The 24,001-nt window shown below is 35.0% G+C and carries 26 protein-coding genes; 14 read left to right on the top strand and 12 right to left on the bottom strand.

Features of this window, described 5'->3' with window-relative positions; genetic code table 11:
- Window positions 1-77: 77 nt before the first annotated feature.
- Window positions 78-257 (bottom strand): hypothetical protein, encoded by a 180-nt coding sequence (locus AACP56_RS04265; protein WP_339333077.1) that lies wholly within the window; start codon window positions 255-257, stop codon window positions 78-80.
- A 340-nt stretch (window positions 258-597) separates the two neighbouring features.
- Here AACP56_RS04265 and AACP56_RS04260 point away from each other — a divergent pair, with 340 nt between their 5' ends.
- Window positions 598-984, top strand: coding sequence for a nucleoside triphosphate pyrophosphohydrolase family protein (locus AACP56_RS04260; RefSeq protein ID WP_339333079.1), 387 nt, complete (start codon window positions 598-600; stop codon window positions 982-984).
- A gap of 26 nt (window positions 985-1,010) precedes the next feature.
- Here the strand turns inward: AACP56_RS04260 and AACP56_RS04255 are convergent, their stop codons facing one another.
- Window positions 1,011-2,078: a branched-chain amino acid aminotransferase gene (locus tag AACP56_RS04255; protein ID WP_339333081.1), complete on the bottom strand. Its 1,068-nt coding sequence runs from the start codon at window positions 2,076-2,078 to the stop codon at window positions 1,011-1,013.
- 108 nt (window positions 2,079-2,186) lie between these two features.
- On the opposite strand from AACP56_RS04255, the gene AACP56_RS04250 reads away from it, so the two are divergent.
- From AACP56_RS04250 to dnaJ, 5 genes are all read left to right on the top strand, one after another.
- Window positions 2,187-2,669, top strand: coding sequence for a DUF4920 domain-containing protein (locus AACP56_RS04250; protein ID WP_339333083.1), 483 nt, complete (start codon window positions 2,187-2,189; stop codon window positions 2,667-2,669).
- Window position 2,670: 1 nt separating this feature from the next.
- Window positions 2,671-3,330 (top strand): tRNA (5-methylaminomethyl-2-thiouridine)(34)-methyltransferase MnmD, encoded by a 660-nt coding sequence (gene mnmD, locus AACP56_RS04245; RefSeq protein WP_339333085.1) that lies wholly within the window; start codon window positions 2,671-2,673, stop codon window positions 3,328-3,330.
- A 136-nt stretch (window positions 3,331-3,466) separates the two neighbouring features.
- Entirely contained in the window at window positions 3,467-4,426 is a 960-nt protein-coding gene (locus tag AACP56_RS04240) for a TIGR01777 family oxidoreductase (protein WP_339333087.1), read from the top strand.
- Between the two features lie 134 nt (window positions 4,427-4,560).
- On the top strand, window positions 4,561-5,130 hold the full coding sequence (locus AACP56_RS04235) for a nucleotide exchange factor GrpE (protein ID WP_339333089.1): 570 nt from the start codon (window positions 4,561-4,563) through the stop codon (window positions 5,128-5,130).
- 9 nt (window positions 5,131-5,139) lie between these two features.
- Entirely contained in the window at window positions 5,140-6,249 is a 1,110-nt protein-coding gene (gene dnaJ / locus AACP56_RS04230; RefSeq protein WP_339333091.1) for a molecular chaperone DnaJ, read from the top strand.
- A gap of 200 nt (window positions 6,250-6,449) precedes the next feature.
- Here dnaJ and AACP56_RS04225 read toward each other — a convergent pair whose 3' ends face one another.
- Complete coding sequence (locus AACP56_RS04225) at window positions 6,450-6,845, bottom strand: EthD family reductase (protein WP_339333093.1); 396 nt, start codon at window positions 6,843-6,845, stop codon at window positions 6,450-6,452.
- 145 nt (window positions 6,846-6,990) lie between these two features.
- Between AACP56_RS04225 and AACP56_RS04220 the strand changes: the two genes are divergently transcribed.
- Genes AACP56_RS04220 through AACP56_RS04200 form a run of 5 tightly spaced genes read left to right on the top strand, consistent with a single transcriptional unit; the run spans window position 6,991 to window position 12,211 of the window.
- Window positions 6,991-7,923 (top strand): ABC transporter ATP-binding protein, encoded by a 933-nt coding sequence (locus AACP56_RS04220; RefSeq protein WP_339333095.1) that lies wholly within the window; start codon window positions 6,991-6,993, stop codon window positions 7,921-7,923.
- Window positions 7,920-9,251 (top strand): ABC transporter permease, encoded by a 1,332-nt coding sequence (locus AACP56_RS04215; protein ID WP_339333097.1) that lies wholly within the window; start codon window positions 7,920-7,922, stop codon window positions 9,249-9,251. Before AACP56_RS04220 ends, AACP56_RS04215 begins: the two co-directional genes overlap by 4 nt.
- 3 nt (window positions 9,252-9,254) lie before the next feature.
- A complete protein-coding gene (locus AACP56_RS04210; RefSeq protein ID WP_339333099.1) occupies window positions 9,255-10,160 on the top strand; it encodes a mechanosensitive ion channel family protein in 906 nt (301 codons plus the stop codon).
- Complete coding sequence (locus AACP56_RS04205) at window positions 10,153-11,037, top strand: DUF6268 family outer membrane beta-barrel protein (protein ID WP_339333102.1); 885 nt, start codon at window positions 10,153-10,155, stop codon at window positions 11,035-11,037. The genes AACP56_RS04210 and AACP56_RS04205 overlap by 8 nt, the downstream gene beginning before the upstream one ends.
- 10 nt (window positions 11,038-11,047) lie before the next feature.
- Window positions 11,048-12,211, top strand: a complete 1,164-nt coding sequence (locus AACP56_RS04200) for a sigma-54-dependent transcriptional regulator (protein ID WP_339333104.1) — start codon at window positions 11,048-11,050, stop codon at window positions 12,209-12,211.
- A 2-nt stretch (window positions 12,212-12,213) separates the two neighbouring features.
- Here AACP56_RS04200 and AACP56_RS04195 read toward each other — a convergent pair whose 3' ends face one another.
- Entirely contained in the window at window positions 12,214-12,924 is a 711-nt protein-coding gene (locus tag AACP56_RS04195; RefSeq protein ID WP_339333106.1) for a hypothetical protein, read from the bottom strand.
- A 168-nt stretch (window positions 12,925-13,092) separates the two neighbouring features.
- Here AACP56_RS04195 and AACP56_RS04190 point away from each other — a divergent pair, with 168 nt between their 5' ends.
- The gene (locus AACP56_RS04190) at window positions 13,093-13,977 is read left to right on the top strand and encodes a PPK2 family polyphosphate kinase (RefSeq protein WP_339333108.1); all 885 of its coding nucleotides are present in this window, start codon (window positions 13,093-13,095) and stop codon (window positions 13,975-13,977) included.
- Window positions 13,974-15,371 carry a M28 family peptidase gene (locus tag AACP56_RS04185; protein ID WP_339333110.1) on the top strand — a complete coding sequence of 466 codons (1,398 nt, stop codon included), beginning with the start codon at window positions 13,974-13,976 and terminating at the stop codon, window positions 15,369-15,371. The genes AACP56_RS04190 and AACP56_RS04185 overlap by 4 nt, the downstream gene beginning before the upstream one ends.
- Before the next feature lie 43 nt (window positions 15,372-15,414).
- On the opposite strand, the gene AACP56_RS04180 is transcribed toward AACP56_RS04185, so the two are convergent.
- The 8 genes from AACP56_RS04180 to AACP56_RS04145 form a co-directional block, all read right to left on the bottom strand.
- Complete coding sequence (locus AACP56_RS04180; RefSeq protein WP_339333112.1) at window positions 15,415-16,224, bottom strand: phytanoyl-CoA dioxygenase family protein; 810 nt, start codon at window positions 16,222-16,224, stop codon at window positions 15,415-15,417.
- A 229-nt stretch (window positions 16,225-16,453) separates the two neighbouring features.
- The gene (locus AACP56_RS04175) at window positions 16,454-16,849 is read right to left on the bottom strand and encodes a DUF4345 domain-containing protein (protein WP_339333114.1); all 396 of its coding nucleotides are present in this window, start codon (window positions 16,847-16,849) and stop codon (window positions 16,454-16,456) included.
- Window positions 16,850-16,852: 3 nt separating this feature from the next.
- The gene (locus AACP56_RS04170) at window positions 16,853-17,302 is read right to left on the bottom strand and encodes a DUF1569 domain-containing protein (protein WP_339333116.1); all 450 of its coding nucleotides are present in this window, start codon (window positions 17,300-17,302) and stop codon (window positions 16,853-16,855) included.
- A 223-nt stretch (window positions 17,303-17,525) separates the two neighbouring features.
- Entirely contained in the window at window positions 17,526-19,610 is a 2,085-nt protein-coding gene (locus AACP56_RS04165) for a penicillin acylase family protein (protein WP_339333118.1), read from the bottom strand.
- Window positions 19,611-19,746: 136 nt separating this feature from the next.
- On the bottom strand, window positions 19,747-20,211 hold the full coding sequence (locus AACP56_RS04160) for a hypothetical protein (protein WP_339333120.1): 465 nt from the start codon (window positions 20,209-20,211) through the stop codon (window positions 19,747-19,749).
- A 215-nt stretch (window positions 20,212-20,426) separates the two neighbouring features.
- On the bottom strand, window positions 20,427-21,185 hold the full coding sequence (locus AACP56_RS04155; RefSeq protein ID WP_339333122.1) for a hypothetical protein: 759 nt from the start codon (window positions 21,183-21,185) through the stop codon (window positions 20,427-20,429).
- 192 nt (window positions 21,186-21,377) lie between these two features.
- The gene (locus tag AACP56_RS04150) at window positions 21,378-22,172 is read right to left on the bottom strand and encodes a cation transporter (RefSeq protein WP_293162893.1); all 795 of its coding nucleotides are present in this window, start codon (window positions 22,170-22,172) and stop codon (window positions 21,378-21,380) included.
- 107 nt (window positions 22,173-22,279) lie between these two features.
- Complete coding sequence (locus tag AACP56_RS04145; RefSeq protein WP_339333124.1) at window positions 22,280-22,954, bottom strand: EF-Tu C-terminal domain-related protein; 675 nt, start codon at window positions 22,952-22,954, stop codon at window positions 22,280-22,282.
- 142 nt (window positions 22,955-23,096) lie between these two features.
- On the opposite strand from AACP56_RS04145, the gene AACP56_RS04140 reads away from it, so the two are divergent.
- Window positions 23,097-23,927 carry a tyrosine-type recombinase/integrase gene (locus AACP56_RS04140; protein ID WP_339333126.1) on the top strand — a complete coding sequence of 277 codons (831 nt, stop codon included), beginning with the start codon at window positions 23,097-23,099 and terminating at the stop codon, window positions 23,925-23,927.
- The last annotated feature ends 74 nt before the right edge of the window (window positions 23,928-24,001 follow it).

The following is a 24,001-nucleotide window of genomic DNA, read 5'->3' as shown; positions in this document are numbered from 1 at the left end:
GTAGTGATGATTAAGTAGCCAATATAAAATAGAAGACTTAACAGGCATAATTATTTGCTATGCCTTAAAGATATAAATTAAACGGCCTTTTTGTAATCTCTGTCTGAATATTGTTCTGAGAATAGTTTGGGAACAGAATTTCCCGTAAGCTTTTGTAATGGCCTTTTAACTTTTTTAGAAGGACCGTTAACACTAAAAATTAATAAGACAGCATTTATGGCAAGTAGGACAAAAAGAATACTAAAAAAGGTAGTCATAGATGAACTGTTGATTTTGTACTACAAAAGTACGTGTTTTCCTATATTATACGTTTAAAAGCATAATAATGTTGTGAAACTTACAATTTTTGTGGTGTAGGTAATTTTCTTGTTAATTTTTAAGAAAGTATTTAAATAAGAAAAGAAAAATTATGAATATGATGAAAGTAATCAGCACCCAAATGACACCCTTGTAATTCTTTAAATGCATTTTTTTGTCTTTTTTATAAGAAAAGTACATGATAACTATAAATGCTATAATAAAGAGTACTGCAAAAACTAATTGTCCAGTCGTGAACATAAATCATTTATTTTAGCGCAAATTTAATTGAATTAACTAATGAAAGATAAAATTGCAGCCGTAGAAAAATTTCATAATGCATTTGGTTTGGGAGTTAAGAATCAACCGACGGCAAACTTAGGAGAATCTAAGAATAGGCTTAGGTTTAATCTGATGGATGAAGAAAACAAAGAATATTTTGAAGCTGCTGAGAATAATGATTTAGTTGAAGTTGCTGATGCACTAGGAGATATGCTCTATATCCTTTGCGGGACAATCATAGAACATGGAATGCAATATAAGATAGAAGAAGTTTTCGAAGAAATCCAACGGAGCAATATGAGTAAGTTGGGTGCAGATGGCAAACCTATTTATAGAGAAGATGGTAAAGTTTTAAAAGGACCAAACTATTTTAAACCCAATATTGAGAGTATATTGAACAAATAAAAAAGCGCCAATGGCGCCTTTTTATTTTATAAAACCCTGTATCGCCAACCAAATTTGTCTTCGGCTCTATTATATTGTATATCGGTAATTCTCTTTTTCAATAACGATGCATAGTCGTTATCAATTTTTGGCAAATCGTAATCCTTATCTTGATAGCCAAATCCTGAAATTGGGGAAACAACTGCGGCAGTTCCAGCACCAAACATTTCTTTTAGAGAACCATTCGTTGCAGCTTCAACTACTTCGGTTACACTTATTTTTCGTACTTCTGTCTTAATACCTTCGTCCTTGGCAATATCTAGAATACTCTTTCGGGTAATACCGTCCAATATACGGTCGCTAGTGGGCCCAGTGATTAAAGTGTCATTGATTCGGACAAAAATGTTCATGGCACCTGCTTCCTCAATATACTCATGCGTATTGTCATCTGTCCAAATAACCTGTTGGTACCCTTTTTCTTTGGCCAGTTGGGTAGGGTAGAACTGACCTGCATAATTGCCTCCAGCTTTTGCAAAACCTACACCCCCATTGGCAGACCTGGAATATTTTTCTTCAATAAGTACTTTTACTTTACCAGAAAAATACGCGCCAGAAGGAGCTGTTGCTATTATGAACTTATATTCATCTGCAGGAGAGGCATGAAAACCATTGCCCGATGCGAAAATAAACGGTCTTATGTATAGTGAGCTTCCTGCTTGTGTTGGAATCCAGTCTTTATCCAATTGCAACAAAGTAGAAAGACCGTCCATAAAATGTTCTTCAGGCAATTCTGGAATTGCCATTCTTTTTGCTGAAATATTTAATCGTTTTTGGTTTTCCAAAGGTCTAAAAAGCCAAATTCCATCTTCATTGTCTTTATAGGCTTTCATTCCCTCAAAAATAGACTGTCCGTAATGAAAAATTTTTGCAGATGGGTCTAGAGTAATTGGCTGATAAGGAACAATCTTTGGAGTTTCCCATGCACCATTTTTATATGTGCATTCCAACATATGGTCAGAGAACACACTTCCAAAAGAAAGATTATTAAAATCTACGTCATGAATCTTAGAGGCTTTTACCTTTTCTACACTAATATTCTTTATTTGAACATCCATTCTAAAACTGATTATAAAAGTTAAAATTAGCTATTTATGATAAGTTTTATGCTTTTTCTTAATTTTAAATCCATTGTTTTGTTAACGTTTCACGAATTTTTAATTACTATGAAAAGATTTAACATTTTAGCTATCATTTTAATGATTGGTTTTTCCAATACTATTGTTTTTGCGCAACAGAATACTTCTTCAACTGATTACGAGTTATTTGGGGCTGATTTTGAGAAGGAAAAAGGCACTACTAAAGATGCTGAGGTTTATCAAAATATAAAGGCAAAAGATACTGTGATTACCCAATTAGTTGGTAACATTAATGAAGTATGCCAAGCAAAAGGATGTTGGATGAAAGTAAATTTGCCAAATAATGAAGAGGTTTTTGTAAAGTTTAAAGATTATGGATTTTTTGTGCCTTTGGATGCTTCTGGGAGACAGGTTGTGATGAACGGTAAAGCTTTTTTAGAAGAAGTTTCGGTTGATGAACAACGCCATTATGCAAAGGACAAAGGTGCTTCAGAAGATGAGATTTCTAGAATAACCGAGCCCAAGAAAACACTGCGGTTTGAAGCAGACGGGGTCTTAATCAAAAAATGATTTGAATCGTAAAATCATAATCACTGCAGATGGCTCCAAAACCATACAGTTAGAAGACTGGAATGAGCAATACCATTCTATCCACGGAGCTGTACAGGAAGCTTATCATGTTTTTATAAAACATGGCCTTCAACAATTTGAAAATCAAAATGTTTCCATTTTAGAAATAGGCTTTGGTACAGGATTAAATGCCCTAATAACCATGGTTGAAGCTCAAAAGCTTAGTTTGCGAGTTAATTATTGCGGTGTAGAAGCTTTTCCAGTAAGCATGGAAGAAATTAACCAACTTGATTATGTTAGGACTCTAAATTTTGAGGCACACGAAAACGAATTTTTAAATATGCATATCTCAGATTGGGGCAAAGAACAAAAAATCAACCCAAACTTCACATTACAGAAACACCAACTGGATTTTAGGGAAGTTAGTTATCAAAACTTGTTCAACCTCATTTATTTTGATGCTTTTGGACATAGGGTCCAACCAGAATTATGGTCGGAATCAATATTTAAAAAGATGTACGGTGCATTAAAGCTTGGTGGAGTATTGGTAACATATTCTGCGAAGGGGAGTGTTCGCAGGGCAATGCAAGAGGTAGGTTTTACTGTTGAACGTTTGCCGGGACCACCGGGCAAGCGTGAGATGTTAAGGGCGACCAAGTAGGAAGGAATATAAAGCTTTGTTAACGGTAACAAATCTTTTTAGATAATTTAACTTAAGGCTTAAACAATACTGTTAAACCTTTTTTAATCGTTCGTAATCAGTATTTTAAACCTATACATTTGTGAAAATTGATTGTATGAGAGTATTGATTACAGGCGCTACTGGTTTAGTGGGAAAAGCGATTGTAAAGGAGTTGCACAAGAAAGGTATCGGGATTAATTATTTAACCACTTCCAAGCAAAAATTGGTCGCTGAAGATAATTATCAAGGGTTCTATTGGAATCCAGCCGATAATGAAATTGATTTAAATTCCTTCAATGGGGTAACTGCTATTATAAATTTGGCAGGCGCAAGTATTTCAAAGCGTTGGAGTTCCGCTTATAAAGCTAAAGTGCTCGATAGTAGGATTGATAGTCTGCGAACGCTTCGCAACGGTATTAAAAAATCAGGAGTCAAAAATATTACTTCATTCGTTTCTGCATCGGCAATTGGAATTTATCCAAATTCACTTTCTTCTTTTTACTCAGTGGATGAAAAACAGGTAGATGATAGTTTTCTTGGTAAAGTCGTGGAGGCTTGGGAAAAGGAAATTGATGCATTTGAATCTTTTGATTTTAACGCGGCAAAAATTAGAATTGGGCTAGTGCTGTCGCAAGATGGTGGAGCATTACCGCAAATGGCAAAACCTATTAAAAATTACGTAGGGGCCGCATTTGGTTCTGGGGAGCAATGGCAATCATGGATTCACATAGAAGATTTAGCTAGAATGTTTGTTTACGTAATTACCAATGAACTTCAAGGAACTTACAATGGGGTAGCTCCCAACCCAGTTACAAATTCAAAATTGACAAAGGAGTTGGCCAAGGTCTTGGAACGACCTCTCTTATTACCAAACATTCCTGAATTTGTCATGAAAACAGTTTTAGGTGAGATGGCATATTTGCTTTTTGCTAGCCAAAGGGTAAGTAGTAAACGGATTGAAAAGAAAGGATTTAAGTTTAAGTTCCTAAATGTTTGTGCTGCATTGGAAGAAATATATCAAAAAGAACCAATAAAAGAAGACCCAGTTTCTTCTTACTCCAAAGAGTATGTCTAAAGACTAAATTTCTTTGAAAGTATTGATATCCGCCTTTGGGCGGATTTTTTTATAAATAGTAGTGACATTTTGACATTTTAAAGCAAATGGCAGTACTTTTGCCATCCTAAAACGAGAAATAAATTTAGAATCGCATGAGCAAGAAAAGTAAGGTTCAAGAAATGGACGAAGAAATGGAAAAATCCCAATCCGTTAATGAGACTGAACTTAACGAAGAAGTTGAAGTAGAAGAGATACAAGAAGATGAAGAGGTGTCTGAAATAGATCAACTTCGGGAAGACTTGGCAAAAGAAAAAGATAAATTTTTACGTCTTTTTGCAGAGTTTGAAAATTTTAAAAAGAGGACTTCAAAGGAACGTATGGATTTGTTTAAAACTGCAGGTCAAGATGTAATAGTTTCCTTACTGCCTGTTTTGGATGATTTTGATAGAGCCTTAAAAGAAATATCCAAATCAGATGACAAAGAGTTGTTCAAAGGAGTGGAATTAATCAATAATAAGTTTAGAGAGACTTTAAAGAATAAAGGTTTAGAAGAGGTGAAGGCTGGAGAAGGAGATGTTTTTGACGCGGAAATCCATGATGCAGTAACTCAGATACCAGCCCCAAACAAGAAAATGAAGGGCAAGATTATAGACGTGATTGAAAAAGGCTTTAAGCTAGGTGATAGAATAATTAGACATCCAAAAGTTGTTGTAGGTAATTAATACCATTGTATGAAGCAAGATTTTTATGAAATATTAGGTGTTTCCAAAAGCGCGTCTGCAGCGGAAATAAAGAAGGCTTATCGTAAAAAAGCTGTAGAGCACCATCCAGACAAAAATCCGGGCGATGAAAAGGCTGAAGAGATGTTTAAGAAAGCAGCTGAAGCTTATGAAGTTCTTGGAGACCCTGATAAACGTGCTAAATATGATCAATTTGGTCACCAAGCATTTGAAGGTGGTGGTTTTGGTGGCGGAGGTATGAATATGGATGATATATTCAGTCAGTTTGGAGATATTTTTGGTAGTCCTTTTGGCGGTGGCGGCTTTGGTGGCTTTGGCGGAGGTGGTCAAAGAAGGGTAAAAGGAAGCAACCTTCGTATTCGAGTAAAACTTACTTTGGAAGAAATTGTAAACGGGGTTGAAAAGAAAGTAAAAGTTCGCAGAAAAGTTCAAGCAGATGGTGTTACCTACAAAACATGCTCTACATGCAATGGTCAGGGACAGGTTACCAAAATTACCAACACTATTTTAGGGCGTATGCAGACTGCGGCCACTTGTAATACTTGTGGGGGAGCAGGACAAATGATAGATAAAAGACCTAGTGGTGCAGATGCACAAGGTTTAAAAGTTGTTGAAGAAACAGTATCCATAAAAATTCCTGCTGGCGTAGAAGAGGGAATGCAGTTAAAGGTTTCCGGGAAAGGAAATGGTGCCCCAGGTAATGGAATTTCAGGAGATTTATTGGTGGCAATAGAAACTGAAGAACATTCAACATTAAAGAGAGAAGGAGATAATTTGCACTATGATCTTTACATCAGTTTTTCCGAGGCTGTTTTAGGTAGCTCTAAAGAGATTGATGCCATTGGGGGGAAAGTGCGTATAAAATTAGAACCAGGAATACAATCTGGAAAGATTCTTCGACTAAGGGGAAAAGGGGTCTCCAGCATAAATGGTTATGGAAGTGGAGATCTCTTGGTACATGTAAATGTTTGGACGCCAAAAGAATTGAACAGGGAACAAAAAGAGTTTTTTGAGAAGATGCAGAATGATGATAATTTTATACCTAGACCAGAGAAATCTGACAAATCTTTTTTTGAAAAAGTAAAAGATATGTTCTCTTAACAGTTTTACTATTGCCAATTAAATAAAAAACGTATATTTGAGTCTGATACTGTTCAACAGTATCTAATTTTCTTTTTCATAGCAATTTTTTTCCCATCCTTGACTTGTTAAGGGTGGGTTTTGTTTTTATAGGGTTTGTAGACGCCTAATGTGATTTCAAAAAGCATACAATGGTTAAACAAAATTGCCCTTTTTAAAAACTACTGGTATACCTCACTAATTTGAACTATTGGTTGAATATTGGTGTAGTTTGGGATATCACCCACAATTTTTTCAGCATTTGGTCCAAAGGAATTTTCATAGTCGGAAAGCTTATCAAAATATAAATATCCAATAGCCAAATATGGAATTGGTTCGTTTGGTGTTCTTCCCGCTATTCCTTTGTCAATTTTTAAAAACTTTAATGAGCTTCCCATTAAATCTGAAAGCATGGGCATGTGTTTATTTGAATAGTAATCCATATCAAATGTTTTTCCTTCACTATTCGGATATAATATGGTTACCTTGACCATCCCTTTTTTTTCAGTGAATGTAGTTTGTTGGCAGCTAGATAAGAATATTAATAGGCCTAAGAATAAAATAGCTTTGATTTTCATTTTGTGATAGTTTATTGATTTGCTTAAAGTTACTACTTTCTCTAACTTCTAATGTGAGACATACACTATTGGAATACCCTCAATCTATTTGGAAAGTATAAATCACATCTTTATCAATATCTTTACCTTTGATAAAATTTACTGAATGAGTCATATACTTGTTGCTGATGGGGTTTCCAAAAAATTTGGGGAACACACTGCACTGAGCAACATTTCTCTCGAAATACCAAAAAACTGCATTTATGGTCTTCTTGGTCCTAACGGGGCAGGAAAGACTACTCTAATTCGTATTATAAATCAAATTTCCTTTCCAGATGCTGGTAAGGTATTTTTTGATGGAGAACCTTTGCAACCAAAGCATATTGCGGCTATAGGATATCTTCCAGAAGAACGTGGATTGTACAAAAGTATGAAGGTTGGAGAGCAGGCGTTGTATTTGGCTCAGCTAAAAGGCTTATCAAAACCTGAAGCAAAAAAACGTTTAAAATATTGGTTTGATCGTTTTGAGATTGGAGACTGGTGGAACAAAAAAATTCAAGAGCTTTCTAAGGGAATGGCACAGAAAATACAGTTTATTGTTACTGTACTGCACGAACCTAAACTATTGATTTTTGACGAACCTTTTAGTGGTTTTGATCCTATTAATGCCAATAAGATAAAAGATGAGATATTGGCTTTAAAAGAAAATGGTACTTCCATCATATTTTCCACACACCGTATGGAATCCGTAGAAGAGCTTTGCGAGTATATCACACTCATCCATGAATCTGAAAAACTATTGGATGGTAAACTATCTGATATTAAAAAGGCTTATAAAAACAATATCTTCAATATTGGATTGCAAACTAAAGAAGCTGAAGAAAGCGTACTAAATAAGTTGAACGGTAATTTTCAAATAGTACAGTCCAATTATTTGGCTACAGAAAACCAACTGAATTTTAGCATACAACTCCCTTCTACTAATACTAAAGCCATATTAAGTAAACTGTCTGCTTTGGGTAACATTAATCATTTTGAGGAAACCATTCCTTCAGCCAATGATATTTTCATACAAACCGTTAAGTCTAAAATCGTATGAGTAAGTTGAAACTTATTATAAAGCGGGAATATTTGGCAAAAGTGCGCAATAAATCTTTTGTTATCATGACTTTCTTAAGTCCTATCCTAATGGTAGGAATGATTGTATTGATTGCTTTTTTAACAGAAGTAAATGATAGCGAAAAACGTATTTTAGTTGTACTCAATGAAAGCGATTATTTTTCCAATGAGTTTAATTCTACAGAATCCATTTCCTATATAAAATTTAGAGATGTAACTCTTGGGCAAGCAAGAGATTCTACACTTTCTATGGGTTATTACGGCTTATTGCATATTCCAAAAGAAGATGGTCTTGAGAAAGTTGCAAGTGCCACTTTTTTATATACCAAAGAGAATCCTGCAAGTTATATTTTAGAACGTTTGGAACGTATTTTTGAAAATCGTTTGAGGCAGGAAAGATTACAGAAAATTGGGGTTTCTTCAAAGGAATTTGCAACCATTGAAAAAAGCTTTGAGATACATACAGCTACATTTGAAGGAGAAGAAAATGTTAAAGGCTTAAATATGATGAGGGCTTTTGTTGGTGGGGCTTTTGGATACCTTATCATGATGTTTATTATAATATACGGAGGTTTTGTTATGCGCAGTGTGATAGAAGAAAAAACCAGTAGAATCATTGAGGTCATCATATCTTCCGTTAAACCTTTTCAATTGATGTTGGGTAAGATTATTGGAACTTCATTGGCTGGGCTTACACAATTTGCTATCTGGATTTTTTCTGCTTCTTTATTATTGATAGTCGCATTATTGATATTGGATATAGATTTGGGCGTGATGGCTTCTAACCCAGCAATGACCAATAACCCAATGATGAGTATACCGGCTCCTCAAGAAAGCGAAATTGAGTTTTGGGCCAAAGAATTTTTTAATCTTCCCTTATTTTTAATGCTGGTAGGATTTGTAATCTATTTTGTTCTAGGATACTTGATATACAGCTCTATTTATGCAGCCATTGGAGCTGCAGTAGATAATGAGACTGATACACAGCAATTCATATTTCCAATTATACTACCATTAATGCTGGCTATTTACGTAGGTTTCTTTTCGGTTTTTAATAACCCTCATGGCCCAATAGCAGTAGGTTTTTCCTTATTTCCGCTAACGTCACCAATTGTGATGCTTATGCGACTACCGGGAGGGATAGGTGAGGGTGGTGTGCCTTTATGGCAATTATTGACCAGTATTTTATTTTTAATTGTTACCTTTTTGGGTATAGTATGGCTGGCGGCTAAAATATACAGAGTAGGCATTTTAATGTATGGAAAAAAACCTACTTACAAAGAATTGTTTAAGTGGTTAAGATACTGATACATGGTACTACAGGAGGAAGAAGGAATTAAAGAAATTCTAAAAGAAGATATCTGGGGCTCTATTAAAGATTTTTTAGGATGGGGTTTTCATTATGGGGAAGGTGAAAATTCTATTCATATCACGATAGGCCTCCTTTTGCTGCTCTTAGCAACAATGTTGCTGACCGGGTTTGTGCTAAAATGGATGCGCAAACTATTTACCCGAAAAATGGAAACCGAAGATAAACTTAAGTTTATCAGCATCTTTAAGTTTATCAAGTACGTTGTATATGTAGTGGTGATTCTTTTGACCATGAGCGCCGCAGGGATTAACGTAACAGTTATTCTTACAGCTTCTGCAGCTCTGTTTGTTGGATTGGGTCTTGCTTTGCAGGAGTTGTTTCAAGATATCATAGGTGGAATTTTCATTATAATTGATAAATCACTTCAGGTGGGTGACATTGTTGAGGTAAATGGTAAAGTGGGTAAGGTTTTTGAGATTAAATTGCGCACAACCAGAGCTATTACTAGAGATGACAAGGTAATAATTATTCCGAATCATCATTTTATTAGTGATATCATTTATAATTACACGCAGAATCATAAAAGTACTCGTGAAAAAGTCAGTGTTGGTGTTGCTTATGGCAGTGATGTGGAATTGGTAACACAATTGTTACTTGATACGGTCAAAGAGCAAAAAGGGGTGCTAAAAAATCCAAAACCATTTGTTCTCTTTGAAGATTTTGGTGACTCCGCATTACTTTTTTCCATCAACTTTTTTATTACTGATAGTTTTAGTGATCCTAGGACAAAAAGCGAAATACGTTATCGAATAGATAACAAGTTTAGGGCAAATAACGTTAGTATTCCATTCCCTCAACGTGATGTCCATATTTTTCAGCAGCAACCTAAGAAAGAGAATGAATAAAATTCAGGTATTTAGGCTAACATTAATAGGATTCCTATGTTTTGTTACAGCTACTTGTTTTTCTCAGAGCACTGATTTATTACGGATAGAAACTACGCATGTTCCCGAAAACGATAATGGAATTGAAACTACTAGATATAGGTTCCTAATTAACGTACCCATTAAACTAAAAAAAGACAAGTTTTTAGTTACAGGAGCAGAATTCAATCAATTTAACTTTGAGACTTCTAGGGAATTTCCATTTGACACAAGTGAATTAAATCGCTTATACGTAGTAGATTTAAATCTTGGGTATATTACAAAGTGGAATGATAACTGGCGTTTAATAACCCTTATTACACCTAGACTGGCATCAAATTTTACTGGTGAAATTTTAGCAGAAGACATGCGGTTAAATTTGACCGCGACACTATTAAAGGACGTAAAAGATGTTGAAAAACCCTTTCGTTTGGCTCTTGGTCTAGCCTATAACAGTAATGCTGGTTTACCCTTTCCACTTCCGTTGGTTAGCTATTATAAACGCTTTCATCCAAATTGGTCCTATACCCTTGGTATTCCGAGGATGAATTTTAAATATCACATTTCAAAAAGACATACGTTACAAACGGCACTATTATTGGATGGGTATTATATAAATATTCAAAATGATATTGTATTACCAGATGGCGAGTTAGGTAGTAATATTTCACTTTCTGCGTTGGTAGGAGCGTTTGGATATCAATTTAACATAACAAAGTATATATCGTTATATGGGCTTTTTGGGTATTCCATAACACAGAATGGGGTACTACGAGATGATAGAAGAAACCAAGTATTTCTCTTAAACAACGAGGGAAATATGTACTTTAGAGGAGGTTTTAAAATTGGAATTTTTTAAATAAGGAAGAATGTCAAAAATTTTGGTAATAGAGGATGAAGCAGCTATCCGAAGGGTTCTGGTAAAGATATTGAGCGAAGAAAGTGATACTTATAATGTTTCTGAAGCTGAGGACGGTTTAAAAGGTATTGAAACCATTAAAAAAGAAGATTTCGATTTAGTGCTTTGCGATATAAAAATGCCAAAAATGGATGGGGTTGAAGTTCTTGAAGCTGCCCGAAAAATAAAACCTGAGATTCCTTTTATAATGATATCTGGTCATGGAGATCTTGATACCGCCGTAAATACGATGCGATTAGGGGCTTTTGATTACATTTCAAAACCGCCAGATTTAAATAGATTGCTAACCACTGTCCGTAATGCACTGGATAGAAAAGAGCTAGTTGTAGAAAATAAAATTCTTAAGAAAAAGGTTAGTAAGAACTATGAAATGATTGGTGAAAGCAAAGAGATAGGTGCTATTCAAGATATTATAGAGAAAGTAGCTCCAACCGATGCTCGGGTATTAATTACAGGCTCCAATGGAACTGGTAAAGAACTGGTGGCTCACTGGATACATCAAAAAAGTCAGCGCTCATCTGCCCCATTTATAGAGGTAAATTGTGCCGCAATACCATCAGAACTTATAGAAAGTGAACTCTTTGGTCATGTAAAGGGTGCATTTACCTCTGCTGTAAAGGATAGAGCGGGTAAGTTTGAGGCTGCGAACAAAGGCACTATATTTTTAGATGAAATTGGGGATATGAGCCTATCCGCACAGGCAAAGGTTTTACGTGCACTGCAAGAAAATAAGATTTCCAGGGTGGGTACTGATAAAGATATTAAGGTGGATGTTAGGGTAGTTGCGGCCACCAACAAGAATTTAAAGAAAGAAATTGAAGAGGGTAAGTTTAGGGAAGATTTGTACCACCGTTTAGCTGTAATTTTAATCAAAGTACCGGCATTGAACGATCGTAGGGATGATATTCCCTTATTGATTTCTCATTTTTCAGAAAAGATTGCCTCAGAACAGGGCACAGCACCTAAAAGTTTTTCTAAAAAAGCGATAACCTTGCTAAAGGGATATGATTGGACAGGAAATGTACGGGAGTTAAGAAATGTGATTGAAAGATTGATAATTTTGGGAGGAAAGGAAGTTTCTGAGGAAGATGTTAAGCTATTTGCAAGTAAATAATACTATTTACAGTTTTCCAAATCTTTCAATGCATTGGCAGTTACCTCTTTAATTCGTTTATGATAATATCTTTTGCCAGGAGAAATTGTTTGATCTGCAGATTTTCTAACAGATAGTTCATGGGTAACCTGAACGTAGTTCAAGGCTGTAGCGCAATCATTGATTTCGATCATTCTGTCTAGCGAACTTTTAAATTTGGCTATACCAGACTCAATTTTTTCGGATAGCGTATTGCCTTCAAAATTTACAATATCATCTGTGATTAGGGCTTTGGAATTGGTATTCATGGTTAAAAAACCTTCCCCATAGGCACTATTCATGGTAGGTTCATAATCTTCCAGTGCAGCAATACTAAGATGTGTATTTTTTAAAGCAATTTTTACAAAGGTTTTGGCATCTTCCATAGTTGGTGCCTTTGTCGCACTCTTTAGATTCTCTTTAGTACGGTCAATGCTCTTGGTGGCCATATCACAACCACAGTCTTTAAAATTATCCTTTGCTCTTTCAATACCAGTTAATGCCTTGTAAGCATAATACTTTACCATCTTAAAATCACCCGCATCAAAAGCTAGTTCTGTTTGGTTTTTAATGTATACATTGTTGGTATTTGCAAATTCACAGGCGTTATAGGTAGTGAAAGAGGCCATGAGTATAAGACCAATAATACCTAATAGGGCAGCAATAAGAAGTATAATTCTTCTGTAGGTTTTCATTACTGTAAGTTTGGGATTCTAAAGTTAAATACGTATGGATGTAAAAATGGAAATGTATCGGTAGAAAGCCAGAATTTTCTTTATTCTGCACAAACACCTCTGCAAAAATCGATTAAAGACATATTTTTTGCGTGAAAAGAATTTTCAAAATTGTGTATCTTACCTCATATGGATAATATAAATGAAAATAGTTTTAAAGTTGAAGGAGAGATAAAGCTTTCAGAAGCTGCAAGAACTGAGAACTATGGTGTTACTGATAAAGAATTAAAGAAAGAACTTAAGAAGGTACGTCGCGAACTTGGAAAATTTCAAGATACTCTTTATGCGCATGGCAAGTATGCCGTGCTTATTTGTTTACAGGGGATGGATACTTCTGGTAAGGATAGCCTAATACGGGAAGTGTTTAAAGATTTTAATGTAAGGGGAGTAGAGGTTCATAGTTTTAAGGTGCCTACAGAGCTTGAGTTAAAGCATGATTACCTATGGCGCCATTATATCGCCTTGCCAGAGCGAGGCAAGTTCAGTGTTTTTAATAGAACACACTACGAAAACGTATTGGTCACCAAAGTACATCCAGAATATATTTTAGGAGAAAATATCCCTGGTATTGAATCTGTTGCAGATATTGATGCTAGCTTTTGGGAAAATAGATATCGCCAAATCAATGATTTTGAAAAACACATTGCAGAAAATGGCACCCTTATTTTTAAGTTCTTTTTAAACTTGTCAAAAGAGGAGCAACGGCAACGTTTATTGCGAAGGTTAGAGCTAAAAGAGAAAAACTGGAAGTTTTCCCCTGGAGATTTAAAAGAGCGTAAACTTTGGAATAAATACCAAGACTGTTACGAAGAGGCCATCAATAAAACATCTAAACCCCACGCACCGTGGTATGTTATTCCTGCTGATAATAAAAAAGCTGCACGTTTAACGGTAGCCAGCATTCTGTTGAAAGCGTTAAAAAAATACAAAGATGTACAAGAGCCAGAGTTGGAAGAAAAAATAAAAGCTAATTTAGAAAGCTTTAAAGAAGAATTGCAAAAAGAAAATAAATGAGAATTATAGTTCTACTGCTAGTTTTAGGCATTATTAACCCAATAATTGCCCAATCCGATGACGAAAAACAAATAAAAGCCATTTACGATAAGGCTTTGACCAAAGGTAAGGCATATGATTGGCTAAACTATCTGTCTAACCAAATAGGAGGTCGACTTTCAGGCTCGGTGGAAGCGCAGCAAGCGGTTGAATACACTAAGAGGCAATTGGATTCTTTGGGATTGGACCGTGTCTGGCTACAACCAGTCATGGTTCCTAAATGGACAAGGGGGACACCTGAATTTGCTTATATAGAGACCAAACCGGGATTAACGACCAATGTGCCAATATGTGCCTTGGGGGGATCTGTGGGAACACCTGATGGAGGTTTAAAAGGAAAGGTAATAGAAGTTCAAGGAATTGAAGACTTGGAAGCTTTGGGCAGGGATCAGATTAAAGGTAAGATTGTATTTTTTAATCGCCCAATGGATCCAACCAATATAAGTACATTTCAATCCTACTCGGGTTGTGTGGACCAACGTTACTCTGGGGCGGAAGTTGCCGGGAAATATGGAGCAGCGGGAGTAATAGTGAGATCTATGAATTTACGTTTGGATGATTATCCGCATACAGGCTCCATGAGTTATGGTGATACAGGAATCGCGGATAGGATCCCAGCTGCTGCTATAAGCACTAATGGAGCGGAATTATTGAGTACTACTTTAAAACTAAATCCAGATATAAAATTCTACTTTAAACAAAACTGTAAACAATATGCAGATGTAGAATCCTATAATGTTATTGGAGAAATAAGAGGGACTACCTATCCAAATGAAATTATGGTTGTTGGCGGACATCTGGATTCTTGGGATTTAGGTGACGGTTCACATGATGATGGAGCAGGAGTCGTACAAAGTATGGATGTACTACGTTTGATAAAGGCAAGTGGTTATAAGCCCAAACGAACTATTCGTGCTGTGCTGTTTATGAATGAAGAAAACGGTTTACGTGGAGGAAATAAATATGCTGAAGTAGCTAAAAGTAAAAATGAGAACCATGTTTTTGCTTTGGAAAGTGATGCTGGCGGATTTACACCACGTGGATTTTCCTTTGATTGTTCCGATGAGGATTTTGAAAAGGTCTTAGGTTGGAAAAAACTTTTTGAACCCTATTTAATACATATGTTTTTAAAAGGCGGAAGTGGTGCGGATATTGGCCCATTAAAAGATGAAGGTTTGGTCTTGGCAGGCTTACGCCCAGATTCACAGCGCTATTTTGACCATCATCATGCAGAGAACGACACTTTTGAGCATGTAAATAAGCGAGAATTAGAGTTGGGTGCCGCAACTATGGCTAGTTTGGTGTATTTGGTAGATAAATATGGCTTTTCTAAAGCGAAGAAAATTAAAGGATAGTAATCGCTAGTTTTTAATTCAATCAAAAATAGGTTGGTAAAATTTATATTTCATGTAAAATAGGATTTAATCTAGAATCTATGACTTCTCCTATTTTTGCACCGGGGCACCATGTTTCCCAATCATTTAATTGTCCATCGTTTTCAGGTTTTTTTAATTTCATATCCTTATCCATGTAAATAATGGTCATTACGTTTCTATTTTTTTTGGTAGTATTGGCTCCGGCTCTGTGGAAAATCCATCCTGAGTGAAAACTTACCTCACCAATATCAAATGGTTCGATGACATGGTTGAAATTATTGATCTTTAAATTTTTTCTAATTTTCTCTTCACTTTCATCACTTATGGATAATTCCCGTCCTGTAATAATTTCTTGGCTACCTTCGCTAAATTCTAAAGGTCCCATTTCAAGTGGAGTTTCTTGCAAAGGAATCCATGCGGTTATTGCTTTATCTGAAGATAAGGGCCAATAATATTGATCGGCGTGCCAAGGTGTTATTCCACCTCCAGCTTCCTTAAAAAGTGCTTGGTCGTGATAAATTCTAACACCATTAATTTGCATTAAATCTGTGGCAAGTTTTGCCAAACGTTTGCTAAAAACAAGTTGCTTAATTGTTTCGTCTTTTTCCCAAAGATTAAATAATTGCAAAAATGCCTTTCCGTAAGTGTCTCTTTTGTCTATTGGTACTTCTACATTATTTAATTCAGCAACTTTTTCTGAAATAACTGTGTTAAAGTGTTTTATTATATCGGGAGTTAAAACTTCTTTTAGCTTTATATATGCGTTTTTTTCGTAGAATTCTACTTGCGCTTTGTTTAATTGATAAGGCTCTTTTAGAAGGTTTAAATTCATTTCAAAAAGTTTTAACGGTTGAGCTATGAACAGTACGGGAGCAAAATGGGGTTTGCTTTCCGCCACGCACATGGCAAAATCTTTTTGTTTTGTTTTTTCTTTTCCTTGTTTAAAGCAAAATCCCAAAGATTTTGCGGACTTCATAAAAATACACAAACCTTTCGATTAAGCTCAAAGCCCATATTGTTTATAGGTTTTGTTACCTGCTGGCTTTTTTCAGAGTAGAAATCTATTCCATTGTGTATTTTTTTAACTGATATAAGGAAAATAGTCCAAGTAAAAGTTCCGCAATTATTCCAAAAATATAACCTCCAGTTGGAAATCCATCCATTATCATACTCAACCCTCGTCCAGTTGCCAGAGTAAGCATAAATAAAACATTCAATTGAGTGGCACTTTTCCAATATTTTGTTTTCCAGATTCCTAAAGCCCATATGAGCGAGATTCCGAGATATAAGCACATAAAAGCTTTCAGCATATTTGAAAGGTCAATAGTATCTACTTGAATATCTAAATGTTCGGGCAATACTGAAGGAGAGCCATAAATTATTGCCGTAGGAACTACTATTGATAAGGAAATGATAAGATGTGAATTTTTAAGAATCCACTTTAAATTGTTATTCATTCGTTAAGAATCAAATTGTCTTAAATGATGGTCGAAATGTTTCCATTGCGCAATTGCCCATTCATTTGGTGTTAAATTACCAAAAAATGGGTGAGGTTGTTTTGTGCATTGTTCAGGTCCATTTTCATAAAACTGCTTTATAAGTGACATAGCTTTATTTTTTTCCTCTTCAAAGTCTTTTTCACCTGTAAAAATATAATTTCTCCCTGTTGGTGAATTTTTAGAAAACTGTTTTTTACTTACATAACGTCCTTTAAAAAACCTGCCTAAAATTATGCCTATAAACATTCTTTCTTGAAAATTTATATTTAATGCGGTTTCAAGAAAAGCGTTTAAGTGAGCTAACATTTGAGCTACATTCATTTTTCCCCACTTTCTTTCTGCATTAGGAGTGAGTCTTTCTAATCTTTCTATTATTCCGTTTACATCGGATTGATTATATAAGTTATTCATGATTTTTGCAGGTCCAATTTTTAGCTTGCAGGTAACACAGTACCTATGGCAAGTAGGGCAGGCAAGGAAACTTTTCGTTTCCGTCTGGTCTGCTAGCCAGAGCTTTTTGTTTTGTAATTATTTTTTCTTTTTTAATTGCCAAACCCAAAAGATTTGGCGGACTTAGTAAATAAATGCAAGCCTTTAAACATCGAATTTTATGCCCTATTTGCTATAGGCATTGTTACATATCGTTTTTAATTTCTCTAAATTCCAAATTCGCCTCCTGATCTATTCGTTTAAACCAGATATCTCTTAGTTCATTCTTACTAAACTTTTCTAGCTGGTCTCCATAATGCTTGTTATCCGGGTTAGATGAATTTCCATAGGTCAGTAATCCCTTAGCTTTTAATTCTTCATCCATTTCAAGAACAAGAACGAAAGTATCACCAAAATAACCAATGAACTTGCCTTCTTCATTTGGATTTGCATATACAATTCTAAAAACGCCTAAATGCTGAGGACCTCCTGTTCCAGGATATTCTAAATCTCCCATTTTAAGTTTGTAATAATCTCCATAGGGAATTTCAAGTTTAGGATATTTAGCCAAATGATTTTCAGCGGACTTTTTTATAATTTTGATGACTTCGTTATTATTTACAAATCCGTCTGGCGTATTGATAGGGTTATTGTATTGCCATGTCTCTTTTAAAAGAGAACTCAATTGAAAAGGGCTTGTCTGCTTTTCAGATGCCCAAGTATTGGTAAAGGTCATAAAGAACATAGCACCTAAACTATTAGCATCAAATGAACCATCCCACTTGGTCATTACATCAATTGAGGCTAATACTAAAGAGTCTGTTGTTTCATCCTTTAAAGCAAGAAGGTCATCATGTAATCTTAATGCAAGTTCTGCTTTATTATCATGTTTTAACTCCACTAAACGGTTGAAAGAAATGCTATCCTCTTCATGCATTATCCTCGCGGCACGTTGTGGTCTGAACCTCATGTTATTTGGTGCAATGTGTGATGCGAAATCTTTAGGGTTCAAAACAGTTGGAATAGTATTGACATAAGGTGGGTCATTGGCATTTTGTAGCCAACCGGAAGGGGGATTCACAACAGTAGGCAGTTCATCACTTTCATAATAATCTGTCCAAATATCAACACTCGAATCACCCGATACTACACCTTGCCATTTGTCCCAATCGCCATTTTTTTCTGGTACAAGACCACCAAAATGATGCATTATATTCCCGTCTTGATCTGCATAGACTGTATTTAAAAAGGGCATTTGTCTCAAGGCAAGGGCATTTTTCATATCGTCTAAATTTTTCGCTTTAGACATTAAATCGTACTGCTCGACTAATGGTGATAAATCATTCATCTGAGCAAATCGAATCGCCAATGCCGTATCTTCTGTCTCCTTAATAATAATGCCATGCTTTGTACGCTTCCTTGTAAATTTATTGGTCTTTATAGAACCATCTTCCTGTAGTTCTTTAATGGAATAGTCTTGCTCTTTAAATGGAATATATTCACCATCTAGTAAATAGCTATTTCCTTGTTTTTTGATTTCGAATAAGTCGGTGTTATCTATAGTGTTTACTGTATGTGTCCACGACACATTATCATTGAAACCAAGTGTTATCGAAGGGTTTCCGATAAGGGTTGCACCGTACATATTGTATTCATTGGTAATAAATTGTTGCTCATGCCATAGGTATAAGTCTGACCAAGGTAAATGCGGATTTACCACCAACATCGCATTACCAGTAGCAGTTTTGCTTCCTGAAAGTGCCCATGAATTTGATCCGCCTTCTATTTTTTGATTGGATAAAAAAGTACCTCGAATAAGAAATTCATAGTTAACTACACGAAAACCATGAGCAATTATGTCATTTGCAGTTATGGGTAAAACCTTCTTGTATTTTTCATCTAACTCGTTGCTATTCTTCTCTGCATAGGAATTAATACCAGCTACAAATGATTGAAGCATTTCTTGATATTTAGGTGCTAAGTTGTCATAAGCAGGCTGTAATTGCTCATAAAGCCCTAAATGATGTAGTGCTTTGTTAGTTTCAAATCCTTCTCCCCATAATTCCGCACTTGTACCTCTAGCTTCTCCGTAGAGTTTTAAGATTAGATTTCCGTGGTTTTTCATCTGCCCCCAAGCAGACATGAAATACAAGTCATTATCAGAAGTGGCGTAGATATGAGGAACACCATAAGTATCCCAAAGGATTTCATTTTCGGTTATTGAAGTACTTTCTCGCTTACAAGAAGTCAAACATAATACTAGAATAAAGATTAGATAAAGGTTTTTCATAAGGTTGGTTTTAAATGATATGTAACGGTCTCGTATAACCGTCAGTTACGGGTTTATATGCGTTAGTATTCGGTTTAGCACTGATGCTCGCAATTCCGAGTGGATTCGGACGTAGTCGAATCCGCCGTAATTGCGGTTATACATTGTTGGCAACAGTTTTATTTTTTTTTAATATTAGCGAAATCCAATAGACAATAATTGTCAAAATTGAACCAATTCCGATTCCATAACTTAAGCGCCAAAACCATTTCATTGCATCCTGTCCACCTTGAAATGTTTCTTTTTCCGAAAATGAGAATGAGAGATTGCCAGCAAGTAAATATGATATTGGTACCCAAAGAATTCCCAAAATAATAATGATTTTAATGAATCCAGAGAGAATTCGGTTCTGTTTTTCCGATGGCTTTCGTAACTCTTTTATTCCCCAATATACAGATAATGGAAGTGCAATCATTCCAGCCCAAGTTATAAAAGTTCCAAGAGGAATAGAATTAGCATCATCCATTGCTATCATCAATAATGAAGAGCCCGTAACTAATAATATAATCGTGGAAAAAGTCACGATTAAAGAACTAAAAAACCAAATTTTTCTTCTATTCATTTTTTTAATTGTTGCCAACGTTGCGGCTAAGCGTAGTGCGGTAGTAAGGAAACTTTTCGTTTCCGTCTGCGCACGAAGCTAAAGCTTACTGTTTAGTTTTATTTTTTCATGTCCAAAGCTAAATCCATAAGATTTAGCGACTTCATAAATATACACAGACCTTTAGATTAAGCCCAAAAGTCCGCATTACGTTTAGGCATTGTTGTACGCAGTTTTTATTCCTCCTCGCTTATAGATTCATGATTTTCCTCCTCATAATAATGCTCTATGGTCGACTTTTTTCTTAGAAAATCTGCCACAATTTGATTTCCACAAATAAAATCAAAAAACACATTCATTTCTTTACAAAACCCTTCTGTGATTTTTTTGAGGTCAGGTACTTCTACAAATACTCTCTGGTTGTTTTCTAAAATTATTGGCGCTGGTTGTCGAGCGTTGTGGTAATGACTGAAAATAAAATCAGTATCTATTTTCACATCTTCATTTCCAATTTCAATTCCTTCATATCCTTCTATGAAATATGTCGGCCAATGTGTAAAAAGAAACTCTTTCGGATGTTTGATGAAATTAGCCCATTTATTAATTTTACGAAGAGTTTTAAAATTGTGATGTTGAAAATCATTAAAAAGTTTCGATTTACCGTCTTTATTAACAACTTCGAAAATCAAATCAACTCTTTCTACAAACAAATATAGTAGAAGGAAATAGTTCATAAAATAGAAGGAAAGATTAGTGGTTGGCGTAGAATTTTCAAACCAACCATCTTTAACGTTTTGAATTAATTGATTAAAATTTTCTCCGATACAATTGTCGCTACTATATTTCTCATCAGTTAATTTGTCATAAACTTTACATGCATTTGAGGGGCCGTATCCAAAAATCCCTGCCTCATTTGCGTTCTCCTCAAGGGGGATACTATAAAATCCATCGTGATAAATTTTACGACATTCTTTATGTATTTTTTCTAAATCCAATGTTTAAATTTTGTGAAATTGCGTACAACGGTCTCGTATATGAAACGTAGCGTGTAAAAAGACGCTAACTTTTCAGATTATGCACGAGCCAAATTTAAAAATTTGGCGTTCTTCGCAAATACACACAAACCTCTCGGAAAGCCTGTAATAGCTATGTTTTATATACATTGTTGTAAGTAGTGCTTTTTTCATTCACTTACTTAATTTCAAAATCCGAAACGCTCCTTGAATTACCAAAATAAAAACGATTGTTCCAATAATCAAATCAGGTTTGCTCGAACTTAACCAATTTACCAAAAGTCCAGCGATTATAACTCCTAAATTGATAATCACGTCATTTGAGGTGAAAATCATACTCGCTTTCATATGTGCCTCTTCTTTGCTCTTTGACTTTTGCAAAATGTAAAGACAAATTCCGTTTGCGATAAGTGCAAAAATCGAAACGATAATCATTGTCGAAAAATCGGGTAATTTCTCGTCTCCGAAAAATCTTCTTAAAACTTCCACAAATCCGATAATCGCAAGTGTAATTTGAAAATATCCAGCAAGTTTGGCAATCCGCTTTTTCTTAATCAACGTTCCGCCAACCGCAAACAAGCTAATTCCGTAAACGAAACTGTCCGCAAGCATATCCAAACTGTCGGCAACAAGTCCCATTGATTTTGAGATTATTCCCGTTGTCATTTCGATAATGAAAAAGGCAAAATTGATTGCAAGTACAGACCAAAGTAGCTTTTTTTGGTTTGCGTTTTCTTTAAATTCCGTTTGGTCGGTCTGTTCGGTCGAGATTTTTTTTCCACCTAAATTCAGTTCGATAACGGACTTTTCGATTTGGTCGGTTTCTCCGCTGTGAAAAACGGTCAGTTTTCGATTCGGAATGTCAAAGTCCAAATTCGCAATACTTGAAATTCCGTCCAATTTCATTCGGATTAGATTTTCCTCGGAAGGACAGTCCATTTTGGTAATTTCAAATATCGTTTTATTCACTCGGTTTCTGGGTTTTTCAGCATTACTTACAACGGTCTCGTGTATGTGGCGTTGCGAGCTTTTGCTCGCAATGAACATCATACACATTGTTATCATCTGGCTTCTTTTTATTCAACAATTATTTTTCCTGTCATATAGATAGTACTCCAAGTCGCAAATTGCATCTCCATTTTTTTTAGTTTACTTAAATCATCTGTTTCGTAATCTATCCTTAATCTATCTGAACCTAATGTTAGATTTTCCCTCCATTGTTTAGTTATGAATTGATAAACAGGTGCAAGGATATTTTCCTTTTTCTTTAATTTAATCGTCAGGATTTGTTTAGGATTTGATGATTCCAAAATCTCTAAACCTTCGAACAAATCTTCATTATCTAAAAAGTGGTCAAAATCTACTTTAAACCCCAAAATGTTATCTCCAAAATATGGTTTCAATTCTTTAGCTGTTGTTTCTTGAAATTTCTCTAAATTCCAATTTTCAAATTTTTGATTCAATATTTTAATTACTTGCCCTTCGGCTACAATTCTACTACCTTCTCTAATTTTTACTTCTTTTCCAATTTCAAATTTACCGAAGTGAATTTCTCTACTTGAAGTTATAAGTTTAAGTTCAACTTCTTCCCCTAGTTTAGCTTCTGATTTATCAATTATTTCATATGCCGCATCCCAATCAGAATCATTGTAATAAAATTGACCTCGATATCCATTGAAGAAAGGTGTCTTTCGTCCTCCTTCTTTTTCTGAAAGCACTTTCACCTTTATTATTAAATCGGGTCTTTTCATTTTTTGTTGAATTGTTTTTTTTTGCTTGATGATAACAATGTTATATATCGAAATTAACAAAAAACTTCTCATAACCATCTTTATTCGATGTTTATGAGTATAAATTAATGTAACTTTCGCATATACAAAGCTATTATGGTATATGAGCAGGTTTTATGATTTTGAACAACTCTTAAAAATTAAAAGATATAGTACCAATACGATAAATTCATATGTAGGTTTATTGGTAGCTTTTGACTCATTTATAGGAGAAAACCATGAGATTCATAGATTAGATAATTCTTTTTTGTTTCAAAAGTTAAGGGAAATTATTCTAAAAAGAAGTTACGCATATACAACTCAAAAACAATTATTAAGTGCTCTAAAATTATATATGCAAGAAATACATAGCGTAAACTTAGACTTAGATACGCTAAGGCCAAGAAAACCACAAAGAGTATTGCCAGACATTCTTTCGCTCAAAGAAGTTAAACTAATGTTCGATTTAACAAAGAATTTAAAGCACCGGGCAATGCTAACAACTATATATGCATTAGGGTTAAGGAGTGGGGAACTTCTTAATTTAAGAGTATCTCATATAGATAAGGATAGAGAAATCATAACTATAAAAGCAGGAAAAGGAAAGAGGGATAGACAGTTGCCATTTCCAGAATCATTGAGAATCATTTTACGTGAATATTATAAACAGTATAAACCTAAAAGTTACTTATTTGAGGGTCAGAAAAAACAATATTCATCAGCAAGCTTAAGAGCTGTATTCATCAATGCATGTAAAAGAGCAGATATAAAAAAAGACGTAACATTACATAGTCTCAGGCACGCTTATGCAACACATCTTTTAGAATCGGGAACAGATTTACGTTTAATCCAGGAACTTTTAGGACATAATAGTATAAAAACAACTATGCTATACACCCATGTGTCAAAAAGAAGTCTTTTACAAGTAAAAAGCCCGCTAGACTTTCTTCAATAATTTTAGAAGCTTCAACCTTTTACAGCAACTTATTTTCTTAAAGTGCAAAAACCCCTACCTTTGCCCCTCAATAA

Origin of the sequence: Croceitalea sp. MTPC6 (assembly GCF_036985525.1) — a bacterium.
Taxonomy (GTDB): Bacteria; Bacteroidota; Bacteroidia; order Flavobacteriales; family Flavobacteriaceae; genus Croceitalea.
This window is presented reverse-complemented; position numbering and strand designations above follow the sequence as displayed.

What these genes read in the sequence shown, in the direction of transcription:
- AACP56_RS04265 (WP_339333077.1), bottom strand. Translation starts at nt 257, where the DNA reads ATGACTACCTTTTTTAGTATTCTTTTTGTCCTACTTGCCATAAATGCT.
- AACP56_RS04260 (WP_339333079.1), top strand. Translation starts at nt 598, where the DNA reads ATGAAAGATAAAATTGCAGCCGTAGAAAAATTTCATAATGCATTTGGT.
- AACP56_RS04255 (WP_339333081.1), bottom strand. Translation starts at nt 2,078, where the DNA reads ATGGATGTTCAAATAAAGAATATTAGTGTAGAAAAGGTAAAAGCCTCT.
- AACP56_RS04250 (WP_339333083.1), top strand. Translation starts at nt 2,187, where the DNA reads ATGAAAAGATTTAACATTTTAGCTATCATTTTAATGATTGGTTTTTCC.
- AACP56_RS04240 (WP_339333087.1), top strand. Translation starts at nt 3,467, where the DNA reads ATGAGAGTATTGATTACAGGCGCTACTGGTTTAGTGGGAAAAGCGATT.
- AACP56_RS04235 (WP_339333089.1), top strand. Translation starts at nt 4,561, where the DNA reads ATGAGCAAGAAAAGTAAGGTTCAAGAAATGGACGAAGAAATGGAAAAA.
- dnaJ (WP_339333091.1), top strand. Translation starts at nt 5,140, where the DNA reads ATGAAGCAAGATTTTTATGAAATATTAGGTGTTTCCAAAAGCGCGTCT.
- AACP56_RS04225 (WP_339333093.1), bottom strand. Translation starts at nt 6,845, where the DNA reads ATGAAAATCAAAGCTATTTTATTCTTAGGCCTATTAATATTCTTATCT.
- AACP56_RS04220 (WP_339333095.1), top strand. Translation starts at nt 6,991, where the DNA reads ATGAGTCATATACTTGTTGCTGATGGGGTTTCCAAAAAATTTGGGGAA.
- AACP56_RS04215 (WP_339333097.1), top strand. Translation starts at nt 7,920, where the DNA reads ATGAGTAAGTTGAAACTTATTATAAAGCGGGAATATTTGGCAAAAGTG.
- AACP56_RS04210 (WP_339333099.1), top strand. Translation starts at nt 9,255, where the DNA reads ATGGTACTACAGGAGGAAGAAGGAATTAAAGAAATTCTAAAAGAAGAT.
- AACP56_RS04205 (WP_339333102.1), top strand. Translation starts at nt 10,153, where the DNA reads ATGAATAAAATTCAGGTATTTAGGCTAACATTAATAGGATTCCTATGT.
- AACP56_RS04200 (WP_339333104.1), top strand. Translation starts at nt 11,048, where the DNA reads ATGTCAAAAATTTTGGTAATAGAGGATGAAGCAGCTATCCGAAGGGTT.
- AACP56_RS04195 (WP_339333106.1), bottom strand. Translation starts at nt 12,924, where the DNA reads ATGAAAACCTACAGAAGAATTATACTTCTTATTGCTGCCCTATTAGGT.
- AACP56_RS04190 (WP_339333108.1), top strand. Translation starts at nt 13,093, where the DNA reads ATGGATAATATAAATGAAAATAGTTTTAAAGTTGAAGGAGAGATAAAG.
- AACP56_RS04185 (WP_339333110.1), top strand. Translation starts at nt 13,974, where the DNA reads ATGAGAATTATAGTTCTACTGCTAGTTTTAGGCATTATTAACCCAATA.
- AACP56_RS04180 (WP_339333112.1), bottom strand. Translation starts at nt 16,224, where the DNA reads ATGAATTTAAACCTTCTAAAAGAGCCTTATCAATTAAACAAAGCGCAA.
- AACP56_RS04175 (WP_339333114.1), bottom strand. Translation starts at nt 16,849, where the DNA reads ATGAATAACAATTTAAAGTGGATTCTTAAAAATTCACATCTTATCATT.
- AACP56_RS04170 (WP_339333116.1), bottom strand. Translation starts at nt 17,302, where the DNA reads ATGAATAACTTATATAATCAATCCGATGTAAACGGAATAATAGAAAGA.
- AACP56_RS04165 (WP_339333118.1), bottom strand. Translation starts at nt 19,610, where the DNA reads ATGAAAAACCTTTATCTAATCTTTATTCTAGTATTATGTTTGACTTCT.
- AACP56_RS04160 (WP_339333120.1), bottom strand. Translation starts at nt 20,211, where the DNA reads ATGAATAGAAGAAAAATTTGGTTTTTTAGTTCTTTAATCGTGACTTTT.
- AACP56_RS04145 (WP_339333124.1), bottom strand. Translation starts at nt 22,954, where the DNA reads ATGAAAAGACCCGATTTAATAATAAAGGTGAAAGTGCTTTCAGAAAAA.
- AACP56_RS04140 (WP_339333126.1), top strand. Translation starts at nt 23,097, where the DNA reads ATGAGCAGGTTTTATGATTTTGAACAACTCTTAAAAATTAAAAGATAT.